Origin of the sequence: Micromonospora sp. Llam0, assembly GCF_003751085.1 — a bacterium.
Lineage (GTDB): Bacteria > Actinomycetota > Actinomycetes > Mycobacteriales > Micromonosporaceae > Micromonospora_E.
Genome location: NZ_RJJY01000001.1, coordinates 2,334,342 through 2,360,734, shown reverse-complemented (window position 1 = coordinate 2,360,734; position 26,393 = coordinate 2,334,342). Strand labels below are relative to the sequence as shown.

General features: G+C 69.6%; 17 protein-coding genes, 1 pseudogene and 2 CRISPR repeat arrays. Of the genes and pseudogenes, 11 read left to right on the top strand and 7 right to left on the bottom strand.

Annotated elements, in window-relative coordinates:
* Nucleotides 1-487: 487 nt before the first annotated feature.
* The 4 genes from EDC02_RS10560 to EDC02_RS10545 all read right to left on the bottom strand — a co-directional run bounded on the left by EDC02_RS10560 (nt 488) and on the right by EDC02_RS10545 (nt 7,089).
* Nucleotides 488-1,708, bottom strand: coding sequence for an IS110 family transposase (locus EDC02_RS10560; RefSeq protein ID WP_370461441.1), 1,221 nt, complete (start codon nt 1,706-1,708; stop codon nt 488-490).
* 253 nt (nt 1,709-1,961) lie between these two features.
* Nucleotides 1,962-3,270: direct repeats of the CRISPR family, unit length 37 nt; unit sequence GCTGCGCCGGACCTCCGGGTCCGGCGAGGATCGCAAC.
* Between the two features lie 18 nt (nt 3,271-3,288).
* Entirely contained in the window at nt 3,289-3,573 is a 285-nt protein-coding gene (locus EDC02_RS10555) for a hypothetical protein (protein WP_199757576.1), read from the bottom strand.
* A 116-nt stretch (nt 3,574-3,689) separates the two neighbouring features.
* A complete protein-coding gene (gene fxsT, locus EDC02_RS10550; protein WP_148083393.1) occupies nt 3,690-6,167 on the bottom strand; it encodes an FxSxx-COOH system tetratricopeptide repeat protein in 2,478 nt (825 codons plus the stop codon).
* A gap of 25 nt (nt 6,168-6,192) precedes the next feature.
* Nucleotides 6,193-7,089: a Rossmann-like and DUF2520 domain-containing protein gene (locus EDC02_RS10545; RefSeq protein WP_199757575.1), complete on the bottom strand. Its 897-nt coding sequence runs from the start codon at nt 7,087-7,089 to the stop codon at nt 6,193-6,195.
* 877 nt (nt 7,090-7,966) lie between these two features.
* Here EDC02_RS10545 and cas3 point away from each other — a divergent pair.
* Genes cas3 through cas2 form a run of 7 tightly spaced genes read left to right on the top strand, consistent with a single transcriptional unit; the run spans nt 7,967 to nt 15,563 of the window.
* On the top strand, nt 7,967-10,201 hold the full coding sequence (cas3, locus tag EDC02_RS10540; protein ID WP_123601783.1) for a CRISPR-associated helicase Cas3': 2,235 nt from the start codon (nt 7,967-7,969) through the stop codon (nt 10,199-10,201).
* Nucleotides 10,198-10,899: a type I-C CRISPR-associated protein Cas5c gene (cas5c, locus tag EDC02_RS10535; protein WP_233605851.1), complete on the top strand. Its 702-nt coding sequence runs from the start codon at nt 10,198-10,200 to the stop codon at nt 10,897-10,899. Before cas3 ends, cas5c begins: the two co-directional genes overlap by 4 nt.
* Nucleotides 10,899-12,740 carry a type I-C CRISPR-associated protein Cas8c/Csd1 gene (cas8c, locus tag EDC02_RS10530; RefSeq protein ID WP_123601781.1) on the top strand — a complete coding sequence of 614 codons (1,842 nt, stop codon included), beginning with the start codon at nt 10,899-10,901 and terminating at the stop codon, nt 12,738-12,740. Before cas5c ends, cas8c begins: the two co-directional genes overlap by 1 nt.
* Nucleotides 12,737-13,600, top strand: a complete 864-nt coding sequence (gene cas7c / locus EDC02_RS10525) for a type I-C CRISPR-associated protein Cas7/Csd2 (RefSeq protein ID WP_123601780.1) — start codon at nt 12,737-12,739, stop codon at nt 13,598-13,600. The genes cas8c and cas7c overlap by 4 nt, the downstream gene beginning before the upstream one ends.
* Nucleotides 13,597-14,241, top strand: a complete 645-nt coding sequence (cas4, locus tag EDC02_RS10520) for a CRISPR-associated protein Cas4 (RefSeq protein WP_233605850.1) — start codon at nt 13,597-13,599, stop codon at nt 14,239-14,241. The genes cas7c and cas4 overlap by 4 nt, the downstream gene beginning before the upstream one ends.
* On the top strand, nt 14,234-15,271 hold the full coding sequence (gene cas1c, locus EDC02_RS10515; protein WP_123601779.1) for a type I-C CRISPR-associated endonuclease Cas1c: 1,038 nt from the start codon (nt 14,234-14,236) through the stop codon (nt 15,269-15,271). Before cas4 ends, cas1c begins: the two co-directional genes overlap by 8 nt.
* 1 nt (nt 15,272) lies before the next feature.
* Entirely contained in the window at nt 15,273-15,563 is a 291-nt protein-coding gene (cas2, locus tag EDC02_RS10510; RefSeq protein ID WP_123601778.1) for a CRISPR-associated endonuclease Cas2, read from the top strand.
* 126 nt (nt 15,564-15,689) lie between these two features.
* Nucleotides 15,690-18,555: a CRISPR direct-repeat array (repeat unit 37 nt; unit sequence GCTGCACCGGGTCCCCGGACCCGGTGAGGATCGCAAC).
* 246 nt (nt 18,556-18,801) lie between these two features.
* Here cas2 and EDC02_RS10505 read toward each other — a convergent pair.
* Both EDC02_RS10505 and EDC02_RS10500 read right to left on the bottom strand, forming a co-directional pair.
* Nucleotides 18,802-19,779, bottom strand: a complete 978-nt coding sequence (locus EDC02_RS10505) for an asparaginase (RefSeq protein ID WP_233605849.1) — start codon at nt 19,777-19,779, stop codon at nt 18,802-18,804.
* 600 nt (nt 19,780-20,379) lie between these two features.
* Nucleotides 20,380-21,135, bottom strand: coding sequence for a Clp protease N-terminal domain-containing protein (locus EDC02_RS10500; RefSeq protein WP_123601776.1), 756 nt, complete (start codon nt 21,133-21,135; stop codon nt 20,380-20,382).
* Between the two features lie 230 nt (nt 21,136-21,365).
* On the opposite strand from EDC02_RS10500, the gene EDC02_RS10495 reads away from it, so the two are divergent.
* The 4 genes from EDC02_RS10495 (at nt 21,366) to EDC02_RS10480 (ending at nt 25,883) form a co-directional block, all read left to right on the top strand.
* Nucleotides 21,366-21,575: a hypothetical protein gene (locus tag EDC02_RS10495; protein ID WP_123601775.1), complete on the top strand. Its 210-nt coding sequence runs from the start codon at nt 21,366-21,368 to the stop codon at nt 21,573-21,575.
* A 554-nt stretch (nt 21,576-22,129) separates the two neighbouring features.
* On the top strand, nt 22,130-22,723 hold the full coding sequence (locus EDC02_RS10490) for a PadR family transcriptional regulator (protein ID WP_123601774.1): 594 nt from the start codon (nt 22,130-22,132) through the stop codon (nt 22,721-22,723).
* Complete coding sequence (locus EDC02_RS10485) at nt 22,720-23,442, top strand: ABC transporter ATP-binding protein (protein ID WP_123601773.1); 723 nt, start codon at nt 22,720-22,722, stop codon at nt 23,440-23,442. The genes EDC02_RS10490 and EDC02_RS10485 overlap by 4 nt, the downstream gene beginning before the upstream one ends.
* Nucleotides 23,439-25,883 (top strand): ABC transporter permease, encoded by a 2,445-nt coding sequence (locus EDC02_RS10480; RefSeq protein ID WP_123601772.1) that lies wholly within the window; start codon nt 23,439-23,441, stop codon nt 25,881-25,883. The genes EDC02_RS10485 and EDC02_RS10480 overlap by 4 nt, the downstream gene beginning before the upstream one ends.
* Here the strand turns inward: EDC02_RS10480 and EDC02_RS10475 are convergent.
* Nucleotides 25,884-26,336: pseudogene (locus tag EDC02_RS10475) on the bottom strand (SgcJ/EcaC family oxidoreductase); the annotation flags it as partial.
* Between the last annotated feature and the right edge of the window lie 57 nt (nt 26,337-26,393).

The window sequence follows — 26,393 nt, the reverse complement described above, 5'->3', positions numbered from 1 at the left end:
GTCCGGCGAGGATCGCAACGCGAGGTGCCCTATCTGATGTCGTGGGCACTCTGACGTGGCTGCGCCGGACCTCCGGGTCCGGCGAGGATCGCAACATCTGGAACGCAAGCTGCTCGGTGGCCCGCTGGTACGCGCTGCGCCGGACCTCCGGGTCCGGCGAGGATCGCAACGTCGTCGGGGTCGGCGGCTTGCCGGTAGGCCTTGGTGGCTGCGCCGGACCTCCGGGTCCGGCGAGGATCGCAACGCTGAGGCGCGGCTGACGTGGCAGGCGATGCAGCGTGGGCTGCGCCGGACCTCCGGGTCCGGCGAGGATCGCAACTGGTGGCGCGGCTAGGGCTGCGGAGTCGGAGCCGCGCTGCGCCGGACCTCCGGGTCCGGCGAGGATCGCAACGAGCCCACGACAGCGCCCGGGTACGGGCTGACGGGCTGCGCCGGACCTCCGGGTCCGGCGAGGATCGCAACCAGACGGGTGTCCCTATGGGTTGTGTCAAGCGGCGAGGCGGGGTTCGTCCGCCGGTGTGGGCTGGTATGGCCGTTGGGTGCGGAGCATGGCGTGGAGGACGTCGACGCGGCGGCGGGCGAGGCAGATGAGGGCGGCGTTGTGCTTCTTGCCCTCAGCGCGTTTGCGGTCGTAGTAGGCGCGGCTGAGCGGGTCGGCGAGAGCGGCGAACGCGGACAGGAAGAACGCGCGTTTCAGCTGCTTGTTGCCGCCCTTGGGCGGGTGTTCACCACGGATGCTGGTGCCGGAGCGGCGGGTGACCGGAGCCAGGCCGGCGTAGGCGGCCAGGTGCCCGGGAGTGGGGAACGAGCTGCCGTCGCCGACTTCGAGCAGGATGCGGGCCGCGGTCCTGACGCCGATGCCGGGCATCGAGGTCAGGACCGGGGCGAGAGGGTGCGCATCAAGCATCCCCTCGACCTGTTCGGCGACCTGGTCGCGTTGTCGCAGCAGGTCACGCAGGCTGTCGGCGAGTCGGGGAAGGACGGTTTCGGCGGCTGTGGTGCCGGGGACCACGACGGTCTGCGCATCGAGCGCGGTGAAGATCTGTTCGACCAGGCGGGCACCCATGCGTGGCGCGCGGGCCTTGACGATCTCGGTGAGTTTCGCCCGTCCGGCCCTGCGGAGTCCGGTGGGTCCGCCGCACCGCGAGATGGCCTCCAGGACGGCGGGGTGCTGCAGTTTCGGTCCCAGAACACGTTCCAGGGGTGGGTGGATCTGGGTGAGCAGGCCCCGGATGCGGTTGCCCACGCGGGTGACCTCGCCGGCGAGGTCGTCGTCATAGCCGACCATCACCTCCAGCTCTGCCAGGGCCTCATCGCCGGTGTCGACCCGACGCAGGGTGTGAGGCAGGGTACGGGCGGCGTCGGCGATGACGTACGCGTCGCGGGCGTCGGTCTTCGCTGTCCCGGGGTGCAGGTCGGCCAGCCGGCGCATGACCAGCCCGGGCAGGTAGGCCACCTGGTGGCCGCAGGCGCGGGCGACCGCGACCGGCAGCGCGCCGATCGAGGCGGGCTGGTCGACCACGGCCAGGATCCGGCCGTGCCGGGCGAGTTTGTCGAACAGTTTCCGCAGCCCGGCTTCGGTGTTGGGCAGGGTCGCGTCGTGCAGCCTCTTGCCCTCGCGGTTCAACGCGACCGCGTGGTGTCCTTCCTTACCGACGTCGAGTCCGATGAAGACGCCGAACCCGTCGTGCACAGCTTGCCTCCTCACGGCGATGGCCTGGCTCGGCCGCTGGTCACGGCGCCGGACTGCCGGCATCCACGTTACGGAGAGACCTACCCCGCGACGGGGTGGCCGGGTCCCTATCAGCGGTCCGCCGACGCCACCCGGCCCGGCGACAACACCCCCCGGATCATGCGTACGACAGGGGCATTCAGTCATACCGAGCCGGGCGACCGAGCCGTCCCCGGCTGGGGACGATCAAAAAGGTAACGGGGGCGTTTGACATTCACCTCGCCCAGTAGCTGCGCCGGACCTCCGGGTCCGGCGAGGATCGCAACGCCCCAGTGTCGTCGGTGCTCGCGGTGCCTGACCTGCGCTGCGCCGGACCTCCGGGTCCGGTGAGGATCGCAACCGGCCCTTGTGCGGGTCGTCGATGATCATCACATCGGGCTGCGCCGGACCTCCGGGTCCGGCGAGGATCGCAACCGCATCTCTGTCTCCTGTCTCGGTTGGAAGGTGCCGCTGCGCCGGACCTCCGGGTCCGGCGAGGATCGCAACGCCGGCGACAGGTCGATCGGCGTACCGGCCAGGGTCGGCGCTGCGCCGGACCTCCGGGTCCGGCGAGGATCGCAACGACGTCGGTGCCGCCGCCCGATGCCCGGGTGTACCACAGATGCTGCGCCGGACCTCCGGGTCCGGCGAGGATCGCAACGGGGGCCGATCCTGGCGGCGATCCGTCAGGGGGTGTCGGCTGCGCCGGACCTCCGGGTCCGGCGAGGATCGCAACGACACGAAGAACATCGGCCGGGACGCCTACTCGGGCACGCTGCGCCGGACCTCCGGGTCCGGCGAGGATCGCAACATCTCTGCGCGGTGCTACCGGATTAACACGCAGTAGCTGCGCCGGACCTCCGGGTCCGGCGAGGATCGCAACAAGATCAGCATTACAACGGCGTGCACGTGCATTGCGAGCTGCGCCGGACCTCCGGGTCCGGCGAGGATCGCAACGTCTGCGCGCTGATCTGATTTCGACGATGCCCGTGGACGCTGCGCCGGACCTCCGGGTCCGGCGAGGATCGCAACGCGTCGGCGACGGGGGTCGCATCGACGTGGTGACCAGCGCTGCGCCGGACCTCCGGGTCCGGCGAGGATCGCAACCGGCATTGATGATCATCCGGCGGCCGGACTCCGCTAGTGCTGCGCCGGACCTCCGGGTCCGGCGAGGATCGCAACCGCAGCCAGGTGATCAGGTCGCTCACGGCGTCACTCCGCTGCGCCGGACCTCCGGGTCCGGCGAGGATCGCAACTGCGTCGGCGTGACCACCGTGCCGCCGCCGTCGTTGCGGCTGCGCCGGACCTCCGGGTCCGGCGAGGATCGCAACTGTGACAGCGTCCGGAACTTGTACGCGTACCCGATGATCGCTGCGCCGGACCTCCGGGTCCGGCGAGGATCGCAACTCCGAAATCGGCGGCGTCGATCCGGATGTGGTGTCGGAGCTGCGCCGGACCTCCGGGTCCGGCGAGGATCGCAACACGTCGTCGACTACGCACCCCAGGCGCTCATCCTGCGCGCGCTGCGCCGGACCTCCGGGTCCGGCGAGGATCACAACGCCGGACGTGTCCGTCGACTATTCGGTCGGTGGACCGACGAGCTGGCGGATCTTGTCCAGCGTCTCCTGCGCGTTGTTGTCGGCAAGCTGGCGCAACACCTTGGCCGTGCTCCTGCTGGGGTTGAGAACCGCGTTGACTACGGCAGCTATAGGACCAGAGGCCAGGTACACGACCACCTCCTGCTCCTGGTATTGGGGCAGATCAGCCGGAAGATGCCGCAGTCCGTACGCTTCAAGCTTCTGACTGATCTCGGCACGTACGGTCGAGCCGAGTCGCCCAGCGCCCTCGATGTCCCGCAGCACCTGTGCAGTCGTACCGAGGACCCCGCCCTCATCAGCCACCCGCCGACGCAGTTCCTCATAGCTCGTGGGGCTCATCCTGCTGGCTGGTTCCGGCGAGAGCATGGCGTCCGGCGGGTCTACTCCAGGTCGAACTCGGCGGTGGCGACATCCTTGTCCAGCCGCAGCAGCCAGGACGCGTCGATCACTCCGGCTCCGGCAGGTGGGTCGGTGACCGCCGGCTCGGCTCGGATGACCTGGCTGCGTCGGAGGGCATCCTGAGCGCCGGCGCTGTCGCCGGCCGCTGCGCATGCTCTGCTCAGGTTGTGTAGCACTGCAGCGAGGTTGGGATCGGTGTCGGTCCCCGTATCCAGGATGGAAGCCGCGCGGGCGAGTAGATCGTTTGCCTGTTCCGGCTCGCCCAACGCCTGGCGGACGGCGGCGAGGTCGTTGAGGATCACGGCAACGTCGGGGTGGGCGGCACCGAACGCCTTTTCGTAGATGCCGAGTGACTGCTCCAGCACCTGGCTCGCCTCCTCTGACCTGCCCAGTTCGTGCAGGATCACACCGTGGTTGATCAGGTCGGCGGCCAGGGCAGGATGCCGGGTGCCCAGAGTCTCGGTGTCGATCTCGACTGCCTGTTCGGCGCAGCGGCGGGCAGCAGCGAAGTTTCCTGCGTCGGCGTACGCGTTCGACAGGTTGTTCAGCGAGGTGGCGACATCGGGGTGGCTGACCCCGAAATGGGCCCGCCGGATGTCGACAGCGCGCTCGTGCGCTCGAACTGCGCCGTCGGCGTCGCCGGCCTGCCGTTCCACGTTGCCGAGGTTGTTCAGCGTCGTCGCGCAGGCGGGGTGATCCCCACCGAGCGCGCGCTCCAGGATCGTCAGCGCTCGGAGGTGGTAGTCCCGCGCCTTGCCAAGCGAACCTAGACCCCGCAGGACCGTACCGGCGGCGTTGAGGGTGACCGCCAACCGGGGATGATCCTGGCCGAGGTTGGCTTGCCCCAACTGGATCGCTTCTTCGAGCGCGGCGAAAGCTTCCGGAAGTCGTCCGCTCGCCCGCAGCGCCATTCCGGTGCGGGTCAGGATCTCCGGCAGGTCGGGGGTGGTGAAGTCGTGCGGCCGGCGCAGAATGTCCGTGGCCGCGCCCAAGACGCCGAGGGCCTGCGCGTACTGCCCCTGGATTCGGAGATACTCGCCGACCCGGGCGTACAGCGAGACCACCTGGCGGAGCGCGACGTTGTGCTCGGCGGCGTGTCTGGCGGCGGCGAGCGCGTGCGGGACGACAGTGTCGCTGACCGGCCAGTTGTCGGCTGCCGTGACATCGAGCGGCAGCGCGTGTTCGGCATAGATCGCTGCGATGCCCGCGCAGCGCCGACGGTCAGCGGCAGTCAGCGACTGCCGGGCCAACGTCTGCACCAGCCGGTGTACGGTCAGGCCGTCCGGGCTTGCCTGCAGCAGCGAGTACCGGCTGAGGATGCTGACCGCCTGGTTGTAGACGATCCGGTCGTCATGCAGGGGACGCAGCCGGCGTGGATGCTCCGGCGACCACGACCGCAGCATGGTGTGCGGGATTCCCTCCGGGCTCAGGAAAGCGCAGAGGTTCAGCAGCTCCTGCGCGATCGGCAGCTCCTTGCGGATCGTCGCCACCGCCGTCAGCCAGGTGGACGCCACCGTGCGCGGATAGTTCGACAGGGAGCCGAGAGCCAGTACGTCGGCGGTGCGCGACCGCAGCAGATCCAGGTAGTCACGGATCGACGTCGAGGTCTCCTGCATGTACGACGACGCCTGGTCAAGGGCCAACGGCAGATCGCCGAGGAAGGCGGCGAGCGCGTCGGCGTCGTTGCGCTGGCTGGCCGGCGGCGCCAGAAACGCGATGGACTCCGACCGCTTCCACGGCGGCACGATGATGACGGCGGCGTTGCGCCAGTGCTGGTTCCTCGTGGTCACGAGAACGTGCCCGGATCGCCGCTGCGGCAGGTAGTCGTCGACCAGGTCCTCTGCTTCGGCATTGTCGAAGACCAGCAGCCAGTTGTCGCGCTCCTCCAACCAGTGTCGGATGACGTCGATCTGCTGAGGTTGCGGACTCGCCGGATCGACGGGCAGTCCGTGCGCGCCGGCCAGCCCGAGAAAGTCGTCGTCGAGGGTGAGACGGTTCTCCGCCCGTAGCCACCAGACGACCGGGTACTCGGACCGGTAGTTCTCCACGTACGCGAGGGCGAGTTGGGTCTTGCCGACCCCGCCAAGCCCTGCGAGGGCCAACCGTCGCTGCTCGGTCAGCGACTCGTGCGCCTCGGTGAGAAGCCCGACCCGGCCAGTGAACCGAGGGGTGAGCTTCGGTCGTGGGGTGCTGGGCGGAAGCGGTACCCGGTCGGTCGCCATCGTCATCTCCTCCGCTGCAATGTCGCGTGTCGTCACGAACACCGACGCCGCTACGAGCGCGAGCCCCAACCCCGCGAGCAGCAACTGGCGTACCGGCGAGTCGACAACCGGGATGCGGACGCCGAGCATCTCCACCCCGCCGGCTGCGATCGCGGCCGCGACGCAGACGATCCCGGATGCCGACAACTGCGGATCGAGCCGCCGCCCCGGGCGGACGCTCCAACGACGACGTCTCATCGTGCCGCCCACCGCAGCGGGCCGTTCACCGGTCGGTGTTGTCGCGGGCCTCGGCCGATCTTGCTTCCAGTAACGCGATGACCTCGTCGAGCCGGCCCGCCTCGTTCAGCGCGGCCCGCCGGGATCGACGCGCGGTGTTGAGCCCGAAATCGAGATAGGCCGGCAGCAGGTGGGGTGCACGATCGCGCAGTGCCCGCAGGTGAGCCTCGATCGTCCCGACGTCTGCACGGCGTACCGGCCCGGTCAACGCGTGGTCCCCATGACGCAGGGCGTTCTCCATCGAGGCACGCACCAGCGGGGCCAGCACGAATCCGGGCTCCGGCACGCCGGCAGTCATCAGTGCCTCCATCGCGGCGGCCAGCAGGGTGATGAGGTTGTTCGCGCCGAAGACCAGCGCGGCGTGGTAGAGGGTGCGGTCCTCGTCGGCGATCCACACCGGAACGCCACCGAGGTCGCGCACTAGTTCCTCGGCGAGTGGCCGGTCATGCGGTCGGGTGGTGACCGCGTAAGCCAGACCGGCCAGATTGTCGGCATCGGTCGGGAGGCCCGGAAAGGTCATCGCCGGGTGGACGGCGAGCGGTACGGCACCGGCCTCGGTCGCCGGTGCGAGAACCGCCAGACCGCACGCACCGCTGACATGCAGCACGATCTGCCCCGGTTGGAGCAGACCGCCATCCGCCAACTCGGCGGCGACCGATCCGATGGCGTCGTCGGTGACGGAGAGCAGGAGAATGCGGGCGCTCTTGGCGAGCGTGGGCACGTCCAGCAGCGGGGTGCCAGGAAGGACGTCGGCGGCTCGCTGGCGGGACGCCTCGGACCTCGCGGTGACCCCGACGAGCTCGTATCCGGCGCGGACCAGCGCCAGCCCGAGAGCGGTGCCGACCCGACCGGCACCGATGACACCGACTGGCCGGTCCATCATCGTCGGCACTGGCATCCCTCGCTTCGACCGAGTTCATGATCGGCGGCGAGTAGCCCCCGAATTACATTCGGCAACACCGTACCGGACGTCGGTGGGGTACGTCAGCGACCGCAGGTGGGGCGCTCGGATCAGGTGCCGGCGGTGCGGAACGACGAAGATCCATCCCGCACCGCCGGTCGACCCTATGGCCGCAAGATCGCGTACAGCAGGCCGACAGCGATCATGAAGGCCATGACGCCACTCGCTGGGCCTTCCGTGCGTGCGACGAACAAACCGACCATCGCGCCACCGCCGAGGATCACCGCCCACCTCACCGGAAGTCGAGGATCTGTGGGCTGTTGTTGCGGACTGGTCGACCTTCTCCCTGCTGGTAGTGTCACTCGTGCGCCTCCTTCGTTCGTTGGGTACGACAAGTTGGCCTCGGTGGCCCGCTGCTGCGAACAGCGGGCCACCCCATACTTCGAGGGTCCGATGCTGGAGCTACATCGGACCTGGAGCACGGAACGCTAACACAAGGCCTTCAAGATCGACACTGCAGGCTACACAAGGGTCAGAAACACTTCAACGAAGCCAGATCGGGTAGACTGCTGCGAGCGCCTGAGGGTGCCTGCGGCACTTGGTGCTGAGGGTCGAAACGTTGACGTGTTCTCGGATCCGTGCGTAGCGATGTGCCCGTAGGTCGAGTCACGGCTCGGCCTACGGGCCGACCGAAGTTCGGCCGTTCCGGGTCTTGACGGTGCGCCTCATTGATGGCTGGATTGGCGGGTCCAACAGTTCTAATTGGAAGCTGCGAGGATTTTTCGTGTCAGGGGAGCGGTCGCTGTGGGCGCACAGTCCGGGTAGGAACAGCGGTCGCTGGCATCGACTTGAAGATCATTTGCGGGGGACCGCCGAGCTGGCCAGGCGTTTCGCGTCGCCGTTCGGTGGTGGCGAGTTGGCGTACTGGCTGGGCGCACTCCATGACGTCGGGAAAGCGTCCTGCGCCTGGCAGGATAAATTGACGAAGGTCGCCGACTCCGGTCGGCCGGTCGGCATCGATCACAAGTCGTTGGGGACTCGGATCGCGCATGAGCGCGGGCTCGGCGGCTATTCAGGGGCGATCTTCGGCCATCGCGGCGGGTTGATCGACACCAGCTCGTTGGGGAAGGCCCTCAAGCAGGGATTCAGCCGGGCGCAGGACGTCGCCTCCGCTGAGGCCGAGCTGCCCCGACTGCTGCCCGACCTGCCAGCCGACCTGCGGCACACCATCCCCGATACGTGGCCGCAGGACCGGCTCGTGGGGGAGATGGCGCTGCGGCTGTGCTACAGCGCTCTGGTCGACGCCGACGGTCTCGACACCGGCGCGCACTTCGACGGCCTGGCCGCGCCCCGGGTCCGCGCCGATGCCGACTTCGGCCACCTGTACAAGCTGTTCGAGCAGCGCCGCGCCGCCATGCTGGAGCAACGCCGAGCCACCATGCTCGCCGCAGGCAAGCCGTCCCCGGTGGACGACCTGCGCGAGCAGGTCTACGCCCAGTGCGTAAGCTTCGCCGACCAACCGCCGGGGATCTACCGGCTGCCCGCGCCGACCGGGGCCGGCAAGACGCTCTGCGCCGCCGGGTTCGCGCTGCGGCACGCCGAGAAGCACCAGCAACGTCGCGTCATCGTCGCTGTCCCGTTTCTGACCATCACTGGGCAGAACGCCGCCGTCTACCGTGGCATGCTCGACGAGCCCGGCGCCGAGCCGGTCGTCCTGGAACACCACAGCCAGGTCAACTTCGACGACGCCGCCACCGGCCGGTGGGGCCGACTCGCCGCCGAGAACTGGGACGCACCGTTCGTCGTGACCACCTTCGTCCGCCTCTTCGAGTCGCTGTTCGGCCGCCGGCCGTCCGCGATGCGCCGGGTACACCGGCTCGCCGGATCGGTCATCGTCCTCGACGAGGTGCAGGCCCTGCCACACGACATGCTCGTCCCGATCCTCGACGGGCTGCGGCTGCTGGTGCGGCACTTCGGCACCACTGTGCTGCTCTCCTCGGCCACCCAGCCCGAGTTCTGGTCGCTGCCGACCCTGGACGGCGTCGACTACACCGACGTGCTGACCGACGTACCCGCCGTCGCCAACCAGCTCAAACGGGTCCGCTACGAATGGCAGCTCGACCCCGCCCCGACCCTCGCCGACATCGCCGACCAGGCCGCCGCCGACATCACCACCTCCGCCGGCAGCCCGCCCGCCGCGATGGTCGTCGTCAACACCACCGCCAACGCCCAGGCCGTCTTCGACACCTGGCGCGACGGCGGCGACCTCGACCACGCCCGGCACCTGTCCACCCGGATGTGCCCGGCGCACCGGCAGCGCGTACTCGAAGACGTCCGTCACCGGCTGACGAACGACGAACCGGTCCTGCTGGTCTCCACCCAGCTCATCGAAGCCGGCGTCGACGTCGACTTCCCGACCGTCTACCGGGCGATGGCCCCCGCCGACTCGCTGCTACAGGCCGCCGGCCGGGCCAACCGAGAAGGACGACTCGACCACGGCCGCGTCGTCATCTTCGCGCCCGCCGACGGCAGCGCCCCGGAGACGTACAAACGGCTCGTCGGAGCCGCGACCACCCACTTCGGACCCGGCCGCGCCGACCCCGACGACCCTGACGCACTCGCCGCCTACTACCGCTCCGTCTACAGCACGCTCAACCTCAACGACCCGCAGCACGTCGGCCAGCAGATCCAGCGATCCCGGGCCGACTGGGCGTATGAGACCGTCACCGACGGTCCGCTCGACGACAGCGGACACCGCGACCACAAGCGCGCCTTCCGCATCATCAGCGCCGACAGCATCTCGGTGGTCACCCCGCAAGGCGCCGGCACGCCCGACGAACGCGCCGAAGTCGAAGAACTCGTCCAGCGGGTACGTACCGCGCCCGTACCCGACATGCGCGACCTGCGCCGGCTGCAGCCCTACACCACCACCGTCCACCCCGGCGTGCCCCAGCGCGACGCCGGAGTGCGGGCCCTGATGCAACCGATCCTCGGCTCGGACGTCCGCGTCGGCGCGCTCGTCGAATGGCGCGGCGACTACGACCCGCACACCGGCATGATCTTCGACCCGAAACTGGAGGACTTCATCCTGTGACCACGGAAGTCGTCAACGGGCTGGCCCTGCGCCGCAGCAAGGACGGCGACCTGCCGATCGCCGTCCAGGTCAGCGGCGACGCCGCCCTGTTCTCCCGCCCCGAGCTGAAAGTCGAACGGGTCACGTACCCGGTGATGACCCCCACGGCGGCCGTCGGCGTCCTCGAAGCGATCTACTGGAAGCCGGAGATCCGCTACGAGATCGTCGCCATCGAAGTGCTGAAACCGATCAAGCAGTTCACCATCCGCCGCAACGAAACCACCGACGTCGCCCCGCTCGCCGACGCCATCCGCGGCAAACGCCGAGTCGACACCGTCGCCCACCGCGACCAACGCAACGCCGTCTGCCTGCGCGACGTCGCCTACCGCATCCACGCCCACCTGGTGCCGGCCGCCCACGCCGACAAACCCGCCGCCGCCTACCGCGACCAGCTGCGCCGCCGGGTCCGCCGAGGAGCCTGCTTCCAACAGCCCTACCTCGGTACGCGTGAATTCAGCGCCGACTTCAGCTGGCCCGACGACACCCCGCGCGACACCAGCGTCAACGAAGAAGTCGGCATCATGCTGCACACCATCCACCGCGACGGAAGAGGCCAGCCCCGGATGGAATGGTTCGCCGCCCGCGTCGTCGAAGGCGTCCTGCACGTGCCACCGCGCGGTATGGAAATGGCGCTGCCGTCCGCTGGCGGAGCCGCCTGATGCTGCTGCAACGCCTCGTCGAGTTCGCCGCCACCAGCGACGACGTGCTCCCGCCCTTCTACGGCCGCAAACCCGTACGGCTGATCGTCGACATCGACCGGGACGGCGGCTACCGGGGGCAGACCGACACCGCCAGCGACGCCGCCGGCGCCCGGTTCGGCATCGAACGGAGCGTGCCGGCCGTCACCCGTACCGTCGGGATCGCCCCCACCCTCGCCGTCGACAACGTCGAGTACGCGCTCGGCTGGGTCGCCGACGGCGGCAAAGCCGACCGGATCGGCAAACAGCACGACGCGTTCGTCGAGCTGATCCGCGACTGGGCCGAAGCCGAACCCGACGGACCCGGCCCGGCGGTCGCCGCCTTCTACCGCCGCCGCCAACACCACCAGGTGCAGCAGCCGGACAAGTGGGGCCGGGCCGACATGGTCGGAATCCGGGTCGGCGGAGAGTTCGCCTTCGAGCACGACAGCGCGCGTCGCTACTGGGCGACCGTCGCCGCCGGCCGCAAAGGGCTCGGCCGGGCCGGCCGGTGCCTCGTCTGCGGCGAGGTGCGCGACCTGCTCAAGACCATCCCGCAGCAGATTCCGCAGCGGCTGCTGCCCGGCGCCACCCAGGGCGCGTCGCTGGTCAGCGTCAACGAGGCGGTGCACGGCTACGAGCTGACCAAGTTCCTCGGCAACACCCCGATCTGCGTCACCTGTGGACTGACGTTCATGTCGTCGCTGACCGTGCTGCTCAGCGACACCGACCACCATGCGAGCCTGCCCGGCCAGAACGCCCGGCTGACCTGGTGGGTGATCGGCGGCGCGTCGTTCGACCCGATGGGGCCGCTCGACCAGGAGGACGAGAAGTCCGCGCTGGACATGATCGTCAGCCCGACACGCGGCACCGAAGCCACCGTCGACGAGCTGTCGAAGTTCTGCTCGGTCACCGTCTCCGGCAACGTCGCCCGTGTCGTCGTCCGCGACTGGGTCGAAATGCCGCTGCCGGCGGTGAAAGCCAACCTCCGTCGCTGGATCGACGACCACAAGATCGCCGGCTGGGACGGCGCTCCGACCCTCGTCAAGCTCGTCCAGCTCACCCGGGTCGCCGGCCGGTGGCAGCCCGGCCGGGGCAGCGGCCCCGGCAGCTGGATCAAACTCGGCGCCCGAGGCGAGGACCGCCCCGGCGGCCTCTACCACGCGCTGTGGCGGTCAGCGGTCTTCGGTGCGCCACTGCCACCCAAGATCCTCGCCCACGTCATCGACCGCATCCGCACCGACGGCCGCGTCGACGCCGCCCGGGTCGCCCTGATCCGCCTCGCCGTCCTACGCCGCCCCGGGCTTCCTCCGTACCACGCAGAAAGGCTGACCCCGACGTTGAACGACGCCAACCGCGACCCCGCGTACCTGTCCGGTCGCGCCTTCGCCGTGCTCGACGACCTGCAACAGGCCGTCTACCGCGCCGCGAACCAGCAGCTCAACACCACCTTCGCCGAACGCTACATGGGCCGGGCCATCACCAACCCGCAGGCGGTGCTGGTCAACGGACGGCGCTCCGCCACCGCCTGGCTGCGCCGACTCCGCGGCCCGCTCGGCAAACCGGCCTGGGCCGGCGCGTACGCCAACCGGCTCGACGACATCTTCGCGCAGATCGATGCCGACACGTCGATCCCCAGCTCCGCCATGCTGACGCAGAAAGCCGCGTTCGTCCTCGGCTACCACCACCAGCGTGCCGCGATGCGAGCCGAACGGATCGAAGCCGCCGCCAGCAAGAAGAACACCGACCTACCACCCGCCGACCTGCCGCCCGGTGCGGACGGGACGCCGGCAGCTGACGTACCTGAAGGAGACGCCGCATGAGTGCCGCCCACCTCGACCCCGCCCGCCGTCACGACGTCGTGATGTTCTTCGACGTCACCGACGGCAACCCCAACGGTGACCCCGACGGCGGCAACCAGCCCCGCACCGACGACGAAACCGGCCAGGGCCTCGTCACCGACGTCGCCATCAAGCGCAAGATCCGGGACACGGTGGCGCTGATGCGCGGCGACGACCCCCGGTACGGCATCTTCGTCGAAGCCGGCCACGCGCTGAACACGCGCATCGAGGAAGGGCTCGCCGCCGCACCAGGGCGGGCGGACCAGGCGCAGCAGTGGCTCTGCGAGCACTACTTCGACATCCGCATGTTCGGCGCGGTGCTCAGCACCGGCGCCAAAGGCGGCGCCGGACAGGTACGCGGCCCACTGCAGGTCGGCTTCGCCCGCAGCATCGACCCGATCCTGCCGGCCGACCACGCCATCACCCGGGTCACCCAGACCCGCCAGGAAGACATCGACAAAGGCGAGCGCACCGAGATGGGCTCGAAGTGGACCGTCCCGTACGGCCTCTACCGGGCGCACGCCTTCTACTCCGCCCCGCGCGCCGCCAAGACCGGCGTCACCTCCGACGACCTCACCGCGCTCTGGCGGGCCATCGCCATGATGTTCGACCACGACCGGTCCGCCACCCGAGGCGAGATGAAGCTCTGCGGGCTGTGGATCTTCAGCCACCCCGACGCGCTCGGCGTCGCCCCCGCAGCCAGCCTCACCAAGCGGATCCAGGTCAGCCGGACCAACCCCGACAAGCCGGCCCGCCAGCACCTCGACTACCAGCGGACCATCGCCGACACCCCGCTGCCCGACGGCGTCCAACTCACCACCGAGGTGGACCTCTGGCTGTGACCGACCCGGTCGAGAGCGACAGCGGGATCCGCGAGGTCCCGCTGTCCGCCCTCGAACACTACGCCTACTGCCACCGGCAGACCGCGCTCATCCACGTCGAACAGGTGTGGGACGAGAGCGCGGAAACCGTACGCGGGGACCTCAGCCACACCGCCGTCGACCTACCCGGCGTCACCCGCCGGGCCGGCGTCACCGTCGTACGGTCACTACCGGTCGGCAGCGAGACGTACGGGCTGCGCGGCGTCTGCGACGTCGTCGAGTTCACCGGACAGGTCGCCACACCGGTCGAATACAAAGTCGGCCGGTACCAGGCCGGGGGACCAGCCGAGCTGCAGCTCGGCGGACAGGCGTTGTGCCTCATCGACGCCGGATTCGAGGTGCCGCTCGGCTACATCTACTCCGTCGCCGAACGCCGCCGCCACCCGGTCACCATCGACGACACACTGATCGAGCAGGTCATCGAAGCCGCCGGGGCGGTACGGAAAATCCTCGGCACGTCGAAACTCCCACTCGCCCGCAACGACAAACGCTGCCGGCGGTGCTCCCTGCGCGACGCCTGCCTGCCCGAAGCCACCGACGGGCACAGCCGGCCACTACTCGACCTGTTCACCCCGCGACCACTCGGAACCTGGCGTGACTGAACTGCTGAACACTTTGTACATCCAGAGGCCGGGCACGAGCCTGCACCTCGACGGCGACACCCTGCGGGCCTTCCACCCCGACGACGAGCCGAAGACCCCGCCCAAACGGGTACCGCTCGTCCGCCTCGACCACCTCGTCGCCTTCGGCGGAGTCAACGTCAGCCAGGAACTGCAACTGCGCTGCGCCGCCGACGGCCGGTCCGTCACCTACCTCACCGGCAACGGGCGGTTCCTGATGCGGACGGTCGGGCCGGCCACCGGCAACCCGCTGCTGCGGCAGGCCCAGCACCGGGCCGCCGACGATCACCAACAGCGGGTGTCGATCTCCAAAGCCATGATCGCCGGGAAGATCCACAACAGTCGGCAGGTGCTACTGCGTACCGCCCGGGACAGCTCCGGATTCCGCCAGACCGCGCTGCGCGCCAGCGCCGACCTGATCGCCGAACGGCTGAACCTGCTGCGCGACGCCACCACCATCGACGAAGTGTTCGGCGTCGAAGGAATCACCGCCCGGGACTACTTCGCCGCCATGCCGCACCTGGTCACCAGAAGCAAAGAGTGGAAGGTCGCCGGCCGCAACAAGCGCCCGCCCACCGACCCGGTCAACTGCCTGCTCTCCTTCCTCTACGGCATGCTGCGCGGCGCCGTGCACGGAGCGCTGGAGCAGGTCGGGCTCGACCCGTACATCGGGCTGCTGCACGGCGTACGGTCCGGCAAGCCGGCGCTCGCGCTCGACCTGATGGAAGAGTTCCGACCTCTGCTCGTGGACCGGTTGGTCTTTACCCTGCTCAACCGGCGCGAGTTGAGCGACAAAGACTTCGACCACCTGCCGAACGGCGCCTACCAGCTGACCGACGATGGGCGTAAGAAGGTGTTCACCGCCTGGCAGAAGAGCCGGCAGCGGGCCTGGCCGCACGCGTACCTGCGGCGCGACGTCGAAGGCGCGCTGCTGCCGCTCGTACAGGCACGGCTGCTCGCCCGGCACCTTCGCGGGGACCTGGCCGCGTACCAGCCGTGGACGGTCGCCTGAAATGGACCTGCTCGTGACGTACGACGTCGAGACGACCACCCCGGCTGGGGCCCGCCGGCTGCGCAAGGTGGCGAAGATCTGCGAGGGGTACGGGCACCGCGTCCAGAAGTCGGTCTTCGAGGTGGTGTGCCGGGACGCGGACAAGGTCAAGCTGGTCGCGGCCATCGAGGCGGTTATCGACCCGACCCGCGACAGCGTACGGATCTATCGTCTTCCCGCGATGGCTCTCGACGACGTCGAACACCTTGGACGTCCCCGTGGAATCGACCCACGCGGCCCGTTCGTGATCTAGGAACCTCCGGTGAACACGAAATCCCGGGAGGTTCCGAACCACTACATCGGGCAAAAAGCCCGTATCGGCTCGCCTGCTGACCGGGAGTCAAGTGATTGCCTTCTATTTTCGCAGCTCGCGAGCCGGGCTGCACCGGGTCCCCGGACCCGGTGAGGATCGCAACTGAGTGACGGTGTGCCCGGCGGCCACAGCAGCGTGGTGCTGCACCGGGTCCCCGGACCCGGTGAGGATCGCAACGCCTCGGTCCTTGATTACGGCCTCGGCGTCGGCCAGGGCTGCACCGGGTCCCCGGACCCGGTGAGGATCGCAACGACCAGCCTTTTGGTGTAGTAGATCTCCCACTCAAGGAGGCTGCACCGGGTCCCCGGACCCGGTGAGGATCGCAACGGCGGCGGTGGCCGGCCGATCGTTACGATGTACGGAGGCTGCACCGGGTCCCCGGACCCGGTGAGGATCGCAACACCCTGCCGGCCGGCTACCAGCCGGCGTCCCGCCGCGGCTGCACCGGGTCCCCGGACCCGGTGAGGATCGCAACGCCGAGCGGGTGCGCACCTCAGGGCACGGCGCCCTGAAAGGCTGCACCGGGTCCCCGGACCCGGTGAGGATCGCAACGACCTGCACCTGCGCCGGGTCGGCCAGATGCAGGGCTTCGGCTGCACCGGGTCCCCGGACCCGGTGAGGATCGCAACTCGCCCCCGTCCGGGCCTGCCTGTCACGCGGCGCCCGACCGGCTGCACCGGGTCCCCGGACCCGGTGAGGATCGCAACGCCTCAAGCTCGGCCAGCGCGGACTGGACCAACTCGGCTGCACCGGGTCCCCGGACCCGGTGAGGATCGCAACAAGAAGACCGTCGCCATGGTCGGGAAGCTGGCGGCGAGCTGCACCGGGTCCCCGGACCCGGTGAGGATCGCAACCCCGGCGAGGTGACGGTTCGTCTGGGCATCGTCGCCTGGCTGCACCGGGTCCCCGGACCCGGTGAGGATCGCAACCCGTCCGCGACGGCGCCGGCAACGTGACCTGGCTGCTGCACCGGGTCCCCGGACCCGGTGAGGATCGCAACCGCCTCCTGCAGTTGCGGCTTCAACCTGCGGTTGATGGCTGCACCGGGTCCCCGGACCCGGTGAGGATCGCAACATCGCGGCGAGCTCGGAGGGCGACGTCGCGTCGGCGCGGCTGCACCGGGTCCCCGGACCCGGTGAGGATCGCAACTCCCATCCGAGCCGCGTCATCTCCAGCCCGAACCGCGTGCTGCACCGGGTCCCCGGACCCGGTGAGGATCGCAACGCCGCGCAGCTGCACGTCTCACCGGCATGGCTGAAGCTGCACCGGGTCCCCGGACCCGGTGAGGATCGCAACCCTGCGCCCATCGGGGTGATCAACAACGGCAGGATCGCTGCACCGGGTCCCCGGACCCGGTGAGGATCGCAACGCGGGCGGCCGTCCAGAAGTCGTCGGCGTCGTCGTCGATGCTGCACCGGGTCCCCGGACCCGGTGAGGATCGCAACCAGGAGACCTCGTCGACCTTGGGTCCGTCGTGCAGCAGCTGCACCGGGTCCCCGGACCCGGTGAGGATCGCAACGACGCTCACCCAGTCGGGGGCGATGTCGCGGCGGGTGATGGCTGCACCGGGTCCCCGGACCCGGTGAGGATCGCAACCCGATTGCCTGAAACCCAACCGGCAACCCGGTGTCGGCGCTGCACCGGGTCCCCGGACCCGGTGAGGATCGCAACTTGTCCCGGCCGCCACCAGGGCCGCCAGCGGACCGGGGCTGCACCGGGTCCCCGGACCCGGTGAGGATCGCAACGCCTGGTGGTGGCGCTGGAAGTGTTACAGCAGCTACGGCTGCACCGGGTCCCCGGACCCGGTGAGGATCGCAACGACCACGCCGCGCTCGATGTGCACCGAGGCGATCGACGCTGCACCGGGTCCCCGGACCCGGTGAGGATCGCAACAAGGATGGTGGGGTGCACCGAATGCCAGACGGTCTATCGCTGCACCGGGTCCCCGGACCCGGTGAGGATCGCAACCTCATGTCTCCCCATCGGCCCCCATCGAGACGAGCAGGCTGCACCGGGTCCCCGGACCCGGTGAGGATCGCAACCGCTCGCGGCGACCGGCGTCGCCTGGACGCACGACCAGCTGCACCGGGTCCCCGGACCCGGTGAGGATCGCAACGCCGCGGCGACGTCGCCCGTCTCGGTCAGGTTGGTCTTGCTGCACCGGGTCCCCGGACCCGGTGAGGATCGCAACATCTTGGTGTTGTTGGCTTGGGTTTGGATGACCGTCGGCTGCACCGGGTCCCCGGACCCGGTGAGGATCGCAACACCAGCTGCATGAGTCGCAGTGCGCGTACATCCAAAGCTGCACCGGGTCCCCGGACCCGGTGAGGATCGCAACCCCCGCCACCGCCACCCGATGAGTCGACGTACGCCTTCGCTGCACCGGGTCCCCGGACCCGGTGAGGATCGCAACGGGTGGCTAAGCCGCAACTCAGACTGGGTAGGGCGCTGCACCGGGTCCCCGGACCCGGTGAGGATCGCAACCGAGACAGGCCGCTGGGTCGCCGAATCGCCAGAACTCGCTGCACCGGGTCCCCGGACCCGGTGAGGATCGCAACTTCAGGTTGACGCGAACCGCCGAGGTGGTCGCGCTGGTGCTGCACCGGGTCCCCGGACCCGGTGAGGATCGCAACGAGGAGTAGAGGAGAACAGCGGTGGCTGTACTGACCGGCTGCACCGGGTCCCCGGACCCGGTGAGGATCGCAACTACCTGTAGCCAACTCGTTACGCATGTTACGCGGCGGAGCTGCACCGGGTCCCCGGACCCGGTGAGGATCGCAACTCCTGAGCCGTGACCAGATCCTCGGCGCGACTGACCGCGCTGCACCGGGTCCCCGCACCCGGTGAGGATCGCAACGAGACAACCGGCGCACAGCGGTCAAAAGTTGCCATAACGCTGCACCGGGTCCCCGGACCCGGTGAGGATCGCAACGCCGTGCAGTTGCCGCCGCGTCGACGCCCGCACGGCCGGCGACGGCCCCGGACGCGGCACGCAGTCGGGCTGTCCTGTCTCAACGAATGTGGTCCAAGGCTGCGGACCGCCGAGCAGGGGGAGACCAGATCCAGTGAGACGCTGCTATCCGGCCGGGTCTCGTCGAATCTGGTCTGTGCTGGCGGTTTGCGCCAGATCGTCTCGCTGAATCTGGTCTGTGGTTGCGAAAGTGTCCCTGTTGTCGGATCAGAGTCTTTGGAACCAGTCACGTGCGGCTTTGACTCCGCCGTCTGGGCCGAGGGCGACCATCAGGGCGCTGCGTGCCTTGCCGGGGGCGAGGCTGCGGGCTCCGATCGCACCGACATTGACGGCAAGGCCGCTGCCCAGGGGCAGCTCCGCCAGGTCGATGTCGCGGGTGCGGCATCGGGAGGCAATGACCACGGGGATGTCCCATTCGGTCAGGTCGCTGATGGTGGTGAGGAGACTGACCGGGACGTTGAACATGCCGGTGCCCTCCAGCACGATCCCGCGCGCACCGGCGTCCACTACTGCGGTGAGTAGGACTGGATCGATGCCGGGGTAGGTCTTGATGAGGGCGACGTCGGATTCCGGCTCGCCCTGCGACTCGGGTGGCCTCGGTGGCGGGGTTGCCAGCATCTCGACCCCGGTGCCGACCACACGGCCCACCGGCGGATGTGGCGCCGAGGAGAATGCGGCCACCCTGGTGGCGTCGACCTTGGTGACCCAGCGGGCGGCGTGCAGTTCGTCGTTGAGGCAGGCCACGACGCCGACCCCGGCGAGGGCGCGGTCTGCCGCAGCGGTGATGGCTGAGGCGAGGTTGCGTGGGCCGTCGGTGGACAGGTCGTCCAGGTGGCGCATCGCCCCGGTCAGAACGATCCCGCCGCGTAGGGCGGCCGGTCCGGCTTGTAGGTCGATGAGGAAGGCGGTGTCCTCCAGGGTGTCGGTGCCGTGGGTGATCACGACGCCGTCGAAGCCGTCGTCGAGGATGGCGGCGCGGGCCCGGCGGGCCAGTGTCACCATCGTGACTGGTGATATGTCCCAGCTCGGTTCGGCGAGTACGTCCTCGACGGTCACGTCGGCGGTCAGCAGGTCTGCGGGGATGGTCTTGAGGAGATCCGCACCGGATGCGACGGCCTCGTGACCGGGTCGGCGGGAGTAGGCGATGGTGTCCTTGGTCGCCAGGAGCAGCACACGTTTGGTCACGTACGGTTCCTTCACCTGTCCGGTCGGGGCGTGTCGGGGTACAAGCTCGTCTACATAGGCGCGTACGGCTAGGTATGCAGAGCTTTGTCGTACCCGCTGCAAGGACAAATGATCAACAAGTTGGATGGCCCCAGCCGAGGTGCCTCCAGACCTTGCAGAGGCAGCCGGGACCGGCGTGCTTCTGGCAGCGGGCCGTGAGCATGGAGGAGCTTCGGCGCGCAGCCGCAGCCAGACACTGTCATCGGTAGCAAGCCGGCCCGCACCGCAGCCGCGCAGCGGCGAGGAGCGGAAGCGGCGCGGTAGGGATCTTGAAATCGCGGCACCCCCGCACGGTCCAACGTCTGGTACAGCGCAGATCTTGCCGTCACGGTGTGTACGTGTGGCCGTACTTGCCTGTGTACTTCAAGCCGTACCCCGACAGGGCGTTACGGGGTTGCGGCCAGCAACGGAAGCAGAAGCAGTAGGAACATTGCCGTCGCGGCGATTGCGGCCAGGGCGGCACGCGCGTTTGGGCACCTTCCAGTCGTGCGGTTCGGGCCGGCGGCCGGCTGGGCACCGGGCCGGCCCCGCGACGAGCCGGGTGGGTGGTCGAGGCCGGTTTCAGCTCTCGGTGACCACACCGGCCCGCTCCTCCAGCCGTTCGATTCGTTGCACGATGGGCTGCAGTTCCTGGCGGACCACGGCGGCCAACGCCGCCGCCGTCTCCGTCGTCCCGCTGGCGGCGGCTTGCGGGGTCTGGGCCCGCAGGTGCACGTAGCCAGCGAGGGCTGCCGCCACCGCGCGGCGGGTCAATCGCAGTTCCGCACCCAACGACCGCAGGACCTGCCCGGCGGTGCCGTCGGGCTCGGCGATCAGCCCCAGCAGCAGGTGTTCGCAACCGACGTAGTTGTGTCCGAACGCGGTCGCCTCCGTGACGGCCAACTCCAGCGCGTTGGACGCCGGACCGCTGAAGCGCCGCGCCGCGTCTTCCGCTGCGACGCCAGCTTCTGTCAACGGCTGGCGGGCAAGCTCACGGCCGACTCGGTCGGGTTCGATCTCCACCGCCCGTAGGACGTGTAGGGCCAGGTTGCCGCCTTCGGTCAGCAGGCCACCGAGCAGATGCCCACTGCCCACCGCCGGCGCCTCTGCCGCTTGCTCGATGCCGAGCTTGAGTGCCGCACGGGTCCGCGCCGTGAAGTGCGGCAGCTTCGCGGCCAGGTCCGCGTCGTCCAGATCACCCAGAGTCGTTTCCCGGATCGCGGTGACCCGTCGCACCGCCTGTTCCAGCGCCCGCTGGCAGATGGCGGAGACGGGCACGCCGGCTTCCTTAACCGCTTCGGCCAACTCGTCGGGCAGGTAGACGTTGATCTTCGGCATCACTGGAACCCCCTCGTGCACGCCATCAGGAACAGCATAACCCTTGCATACCCCCTATGGGGTTATCTATCCAGGATGCGTTTCCGGCGTACGAGGTCGGATGTAGTCCAGGCCACCCTGGTTCAACGATTGGCGGGTTGCGCTGCCCTCCGGTGATGACGCAGCTTGGGTAGGGCCAGGTCGGGTGCGAGTCGGCCGCCGCCGTACCAGATTGTGCCGCCAGTGGCGGCGTGGTGGTCGGGCATCCCGACCGCGTATCCGGTGACCTCGTCGAGGCGACCGAGGCGTTGCCGGATGAGCAGGTCGGTCGCGCGGATCAGGTCAAAGAAGTGGTCCTCGTTCGCGGCGGCTCCAGTAGCGAGGCGTACTTCGTGGCGGAGCCGGTGGCGTGGGAGTTCGACCCGGTGTTGGCGGGTGGCCTTGTTCAGCTCGGCGCGTGAGGGATAGCGCGGCCGGGGTCCGTCGAGCCCGACGCGGTGGAGTCCGTAACGCTGTTCAAGCCGACGGCAGGCCAGGTCGCGCAAGACAGGACACGGGCGGATCAAGTTCCGTGAGAACGGATCAGGTACGGATCAGGTTCAGTGAGAACGGATCAGCTGCGCTGAGAAACCACAGTCAGCGCGGGCGATGGCACGGTCGCGCTGCTGCACCGGGTCCCCGGACCCGGTGAGGATCGCAACTCGCACAGCACGTGCAGGCCATGCCGGATTGCGCCTAGGCTGCACCGGGTCCCCGGACCCGGTGCAGCTCGCAGCGTACGCGGGAAGGCTCTTGCGGGTTAGCGTTTGCCCCGTTTGGCGGCCACGAGAAGAGCGGCGATGACTGCTGTGGTACCGCCGACGCACAGTAGACCGGTGAGCAGCAGGACGGCCAGATGCCAGGGCTTCAGCGCGTGCATGACACGTCACCGTACCGGGTGGAGACACGAGGCGTGTACCGCCGCATCTAGGGGGAGTGCTTACTGGGTAACTACTTACTTGGTAGGGTGTCCGGTATGCAGCGAACTGCGGTGCGGTGGGGGCTACTGGCTCTCTTCGCCGACGGCCCCAAGTACGGCTACCAGCTCAGGACCGAGTTCGACGCCCGCACCGGCGGCAGCTGGGCGGTGAACGTCGGACAGATCTACACCACGCTTGACCGTCTCGCCCGGGACGGCGATGTCGCTCCGGTTGGGACCAACGGCGACGGCCGGGAGATGTTCGCGATCACCGAGCAGGGTCGGCGAGCTCTGGAGAGCTGGTACGTCACTCCGATCACCGAAACCGACCGCCCGCGTAGTGAACTGGCCATCAAACTGGCGATGGCGGCGGTCGACCCGCACGTCGACATCGCACTCGTGGTGCAGAAGCAGCGGACCGAGTCGATGCGGCAGATGCGTGACTACACAGATCTGCGTCGGCGCTCCGACGCAGAGGACGATCTCACCTGGACGCTACTGCTGGACCATCTGATCTTCGGCCTGGAGAGCGAAATTCGGTGGCTCGACCATGCCGAGGCGACGACGCTGCGCCGTCGGCACGACCGGCCACCGCCCGATCCGAGCCGGGTCGCGACCGAGCAGCCGATGCCCGAGCAGGCGCGGCGATGAGCGGCCCGGTGCTGCGGCTCACCGACGTGGAGCGGGTGTACCAGGCTGGCGAGGTGTCCGTACGGGCGTTGGCGGGTGTCAGCCTGTCGGTCAGGCCGGGTGAGCTGGTCGCGGTGATGGGGCCGTCCGGATCCGGCAAGTCGACGCTTCTCGCCGTCGCGGGTGGTCTCGACACGCCCACCGCCGGCTCGGTCGAGGTCGAAGGGGTGCAGCTCGGCGGTCTCGACCCGACTGCGGTTGCGCATCTGCGGCGGGACCGGATCGGCTACGTGTTTCAGGACTACAACCTGGTGACCGACCTGACTGCGGCTGAGAACGTCGCCCTGCCGCTGGAGCTGGCCGGTGCCGGGGTGCGGTCGGCTCGGTCGGCGGCGGTCGCCGCGCTGGACGAGGTCGGCCTGGCCGCTGAAGCCGACCGGTTTCCTGATCAGCTTTCCGGCGGGCAGCAGCAGCGGGTGGCGATCGCCCGGGCGTTGGTCGGCGGGCGGCGGCTGGTGCTGGCGGACGAGCCGACCGGCGCCCTGGACTCGCAGACCAGCGTCGCCGTGCTGAAGGTGCTGCGGGCGCGGATCGACGCCGGTGCGGCAGGCGTGCTGGTCACCCACGAGGCGAGGTACGCCGGTTGGGCGGACCGGACCATCTTCGTCCGCGACGGGCGTCTCGTCGACGCGACGCCGGAACGCGACGATCCTCGGCGGCTGCTGGGTGAGTCGTCATGATCGGGGCCAATCTGGTCGGCCCGTCGCGGGTGGCGCTGCGCCTCGCCCGTCGTTCGGCGCTGCGTCACCGGGGGCGCAGCGTTCTCGTGCTGCTGATGCTGTTCATTCCCGCGTACGCCGGCACGATCCTGACCGCGAGCTGGAGCAACCTTGGCGGCACGTCGGCGCAGGAGATCACCTTTACGCTGGGCGGTGCGGATCTGATCGTCGGGTCGGGTGACCTCGCGGGGGTCGAAGCCACCCTGCCGCCCGGTAGCGACACCACCGGGTTGATCCAGGCCAGTACGGTGCTGCGGACCCCGGCCGGGCTGCGGGCACAGGAGTACGAAGCGACGGATCTGGCGCATCCGGCCAACGACGGCCGGTACGTGGTGCGGTCCGGGCGGGCACCGGACGGCTCCGCCGAGGTGGCTGTGACCCGGCGGCTGGCGGCGGATCTTGGGCTGCGGCTGGGTGGCTCGGTCACCGCTGGGATGCCGCAGCGGGAGCTCACCGTCGTCGGTGTCGTCGACTGGAGCCGGTCGCTGCGTACATCGGGGCTGCTCGTCCCGCACGCGTTTCCGCTCTCGTCGGCGCCCGGAAAGCTGATGGTGCGGCTGCCCGACGGCGACGAATGGGTGCCGCCACGGACGGACGCCGGGTCCAGCAACCTTTCGGTGCTGTCCAGGGAGCAGATGGCCCCGACCACCGGGGAACGCCGGCTCGAGACGGCGGCGGCGTTGCTCGTTGTGACGTTCGCGGGCGCGCAGGTCGTGCTGCTCGTCGGGGCGGCGTTCCTGGTCGGGGCGGCACGTCAGCGTCGGGAGCTGGCCTTGGTCTCCGCAGCTGGTGCGACGCCCCGGCAGGTCACCTGGATCGTCGTCGCAGGCGGGCTGCTGCTCGGTGCCGTGGCCGCGTCCGCAGGTGTGCTCCTGGGGCTGGCGACGTTCGCCGCCGCCGCCCCGCTGATCGAAAAGGTCGCCAACCATCCCCTGATCGACGTGTCGCTTCCGGCCGGTCGGCTGCTGGGCGTCATCGGCGTCACGCTGTGCATCGCGCTGCTGGCCACGCTGCTGCCGGCCCGCGCCGTCCGGCAAGGCTCGGTCCGTGGCGCCCTCGGCGGCCAGCGGGACACGTCGAAGGTCGATGGCCTCGGCGCGGTGGCTGGGTTGGCGCTCCTTGTCGTGGGGGTGGTGGCGTTGCTGGTCTCCGGCAACCCACAAGGGCGGCCGCAGGTGCTTGCCGCTGGCGGCGTCGCGCTGTTGCTCGGCGTGGTCGCCGGCACGCCGGCGCTGGTGCGGATGAGCGGTCGGGTCGCCGGTCTACTTCCCATGCCGTCACGGCTGGCGTTGCGCCATGCTGCCCGGCATCGGCTCCGTACGGCTGCGGCTGTTGCCGCGGTGACCGCCGCGGTCGCCGGCAGCGTCGCACTTGCCCTGGCGGGCGCGGCTCGCGGCGAAGTGACCCCGAGCCGACTCGACGCCCGTCCCGGCCAGGTGCTGGTCCCGGTGGACGCGGCGGAGAAGCTGGGGCCGGACGGTCTGCGACGGGTCGCCGGTGCCCTGCCGAGCCGTGCCACGGTCAGGGTAGTCACCGCTACGGACCTGCAGGCCAACGTTGCCCACCACGATCTGCCGGCCGGCCCGACCGCGACGGTCTCCGTCGCCGCCGAGCAGCGGGACGTTGCCGTCGGCGGGGCAGAGGTCGTCCAGTTGGTGACCGGCCGGCCCGCCACCCGGCCCGAGCAGGAGGCGCTCGACCGAGGTGACGCGGTCGCGTTCAACGACACACTGGTGATGCCCGATGGCCGTATCGCGCTGTCGTCGGACGGCAAAGGGCTCACGTTGGTGCCCGCCGTCGTTGCCAGCCGGTCGGAGTACTACACGAGGCTTCCCGGCCTGGTGCTCGCGCCGGAGACCGCGCAGCGGATCGGCCTGGACACCAGGGTCCGGCTCGTTGTGGTGGACACGACGCGGATGCCGGATGAGCAGGAGCTGGCTGCGGCGAACTCGATCCTGCTCGCGGCGCAGCTCACCGCCGCCGAACCGCCGGCGTCGCCGGTAACCGTCGACGCCGTGCCGGCGGACGACCAGTCGTCGCGTGAGGTGGGCGTGATGTTCTACCTCCTGGCGACGGTGAGTGTCCTGGTCACCGTCGTGGCGAGCACCGTGGCGGTCGGACTGGCGTCGGTGGAGCTGCGGCCGGACTTGGCGACCATGGCTGCGGTCGGCGCGGCTCCCCACGTCCGCCGACGCATCACGACAGCTCAGGCGTGGCTTATCGTCGGGGTCGGCGCCGTGCTCGGCCTGCTGTCCGGGATCGGCCCGGCGGCGGCTTACGTCAGTTTCAGCACCGAGCTTCATTGGCACGTACCGTGGTTGGCGCTGTCGGTCATCGTGCTCGTGCCGCCTGTGCTTGCCGCGATGGTGGCAGGTCGGTTCGTCCTGGTGCAGCTAGCCTAGGTCTTGTTCGGCTTGGGCCGCGCTCTGATCCGGGGCCGGGTCCTGCGGGGTGGTGTCGGCCAGTGGGAAGGAATGGTGCTCGTGGGTGACGATCCACCGGCCGTTCTGCCTGCGCAGGCCGAGGGTCAGTCGCAGCCGGACGTCCGGGTGCTCGGCGAAGCTCGCCTCGGTGCCGCAGCGCAGCAGCGCGTGCGCGAAAGCGACGTCGTCGCCTGCGGTGACCTTCAGCGATTCGATCTCGAACACCCCACCTCCGCTGGCCAGCCACTGGAAGAACGGCGGCCAGCTCTCCCGGTAGGCGTCAATGCCGCGTACCCCCTGCTGCGGTGGTGGGACGTCGAACATCACGATGTCGTCGGCGTGGTCGGTCAGGACGGCGGCCAGGTCGCGGCGCTGCACCGCCGCCGCCCAGCGTCCGATCAGCGTCCGGATCTGTTCCTCGTTGGTGGCCATGGTCGGCGGGTGTCCTTCCGGTCGGTGTGTCCGTCGGCACTACCACCCCGGCCGGGC

What these genes read in the sequence shown, in the direction of transcription:
- fxsT (WP_148083393.1), bottom strand. Translation starts at nt 6,167, where the DNA reads ATGAGACGTCGTCGTTGGAGCGTCCGCCCGGGGCGGCGGCTCGATCCG.
- EDC02_RS10545 (WP_199757575.1), bottom strand. Translation starts at nt 7,089, where the DNA reads ATGATGGACCGGCCAGTCGGTGTCATCGGTGCCGGTCGGGTCGGCACC.
- cas8c (WP_123601781.1), top strand. Translation starts at nt 10,899, where the DNA reads ATGCTGCTGCAACGCCTCGTCGAGTTCGCCGCCACCAGCGACGACGTG.
- cas7c (WP_123601780.1), top strand. Translation starts at nt 12,737, where the DNA reads ATGAGTGCCGCCCACCTCGACCCCGCCCGCCGTCACGACGTCGTGATG.
- cas2 (WP_123601778.1), top strand. Translation starts at nt 15,273, where the DNA reads ATGGACCTGCTCGTGACGTACGACGTCGAGACGACCACCCCGGCTGGG.
- EDC02_RS10500 (WP_123601776.1), bottom strand. Translation starts at nt 21,135, where the DNA reads ATGCCGAAGATCAACGTCTACCTGCCCGACGAGTTGGCCGAAGCGGTT.
- EDC02_RS10490 (WP_123601774.1), top strand. Translation starts at nt 22,130, where the DNA reads ATGCAGCGAACTGCGGTGCGGTGGGGGCTACTGGCTCTCTTCGCCGAC.
- EDC02_RS10485 (WP_123601773.1), top strand. Translation starts at nt 22,720, where the DNA reads ATGAGCGGCCCGGTGCTGCGGCTCACCGACGTGGAGCGGGTGTACCAG.
- EDC02_RS10480 (WP_123601772.1), top strand. Translation starts at nt 23,439, where the DNA reads ATGATCGGGGCCAATCTGGTCGGCCCGTCGCGGGTGGCGCTGCGCCTC.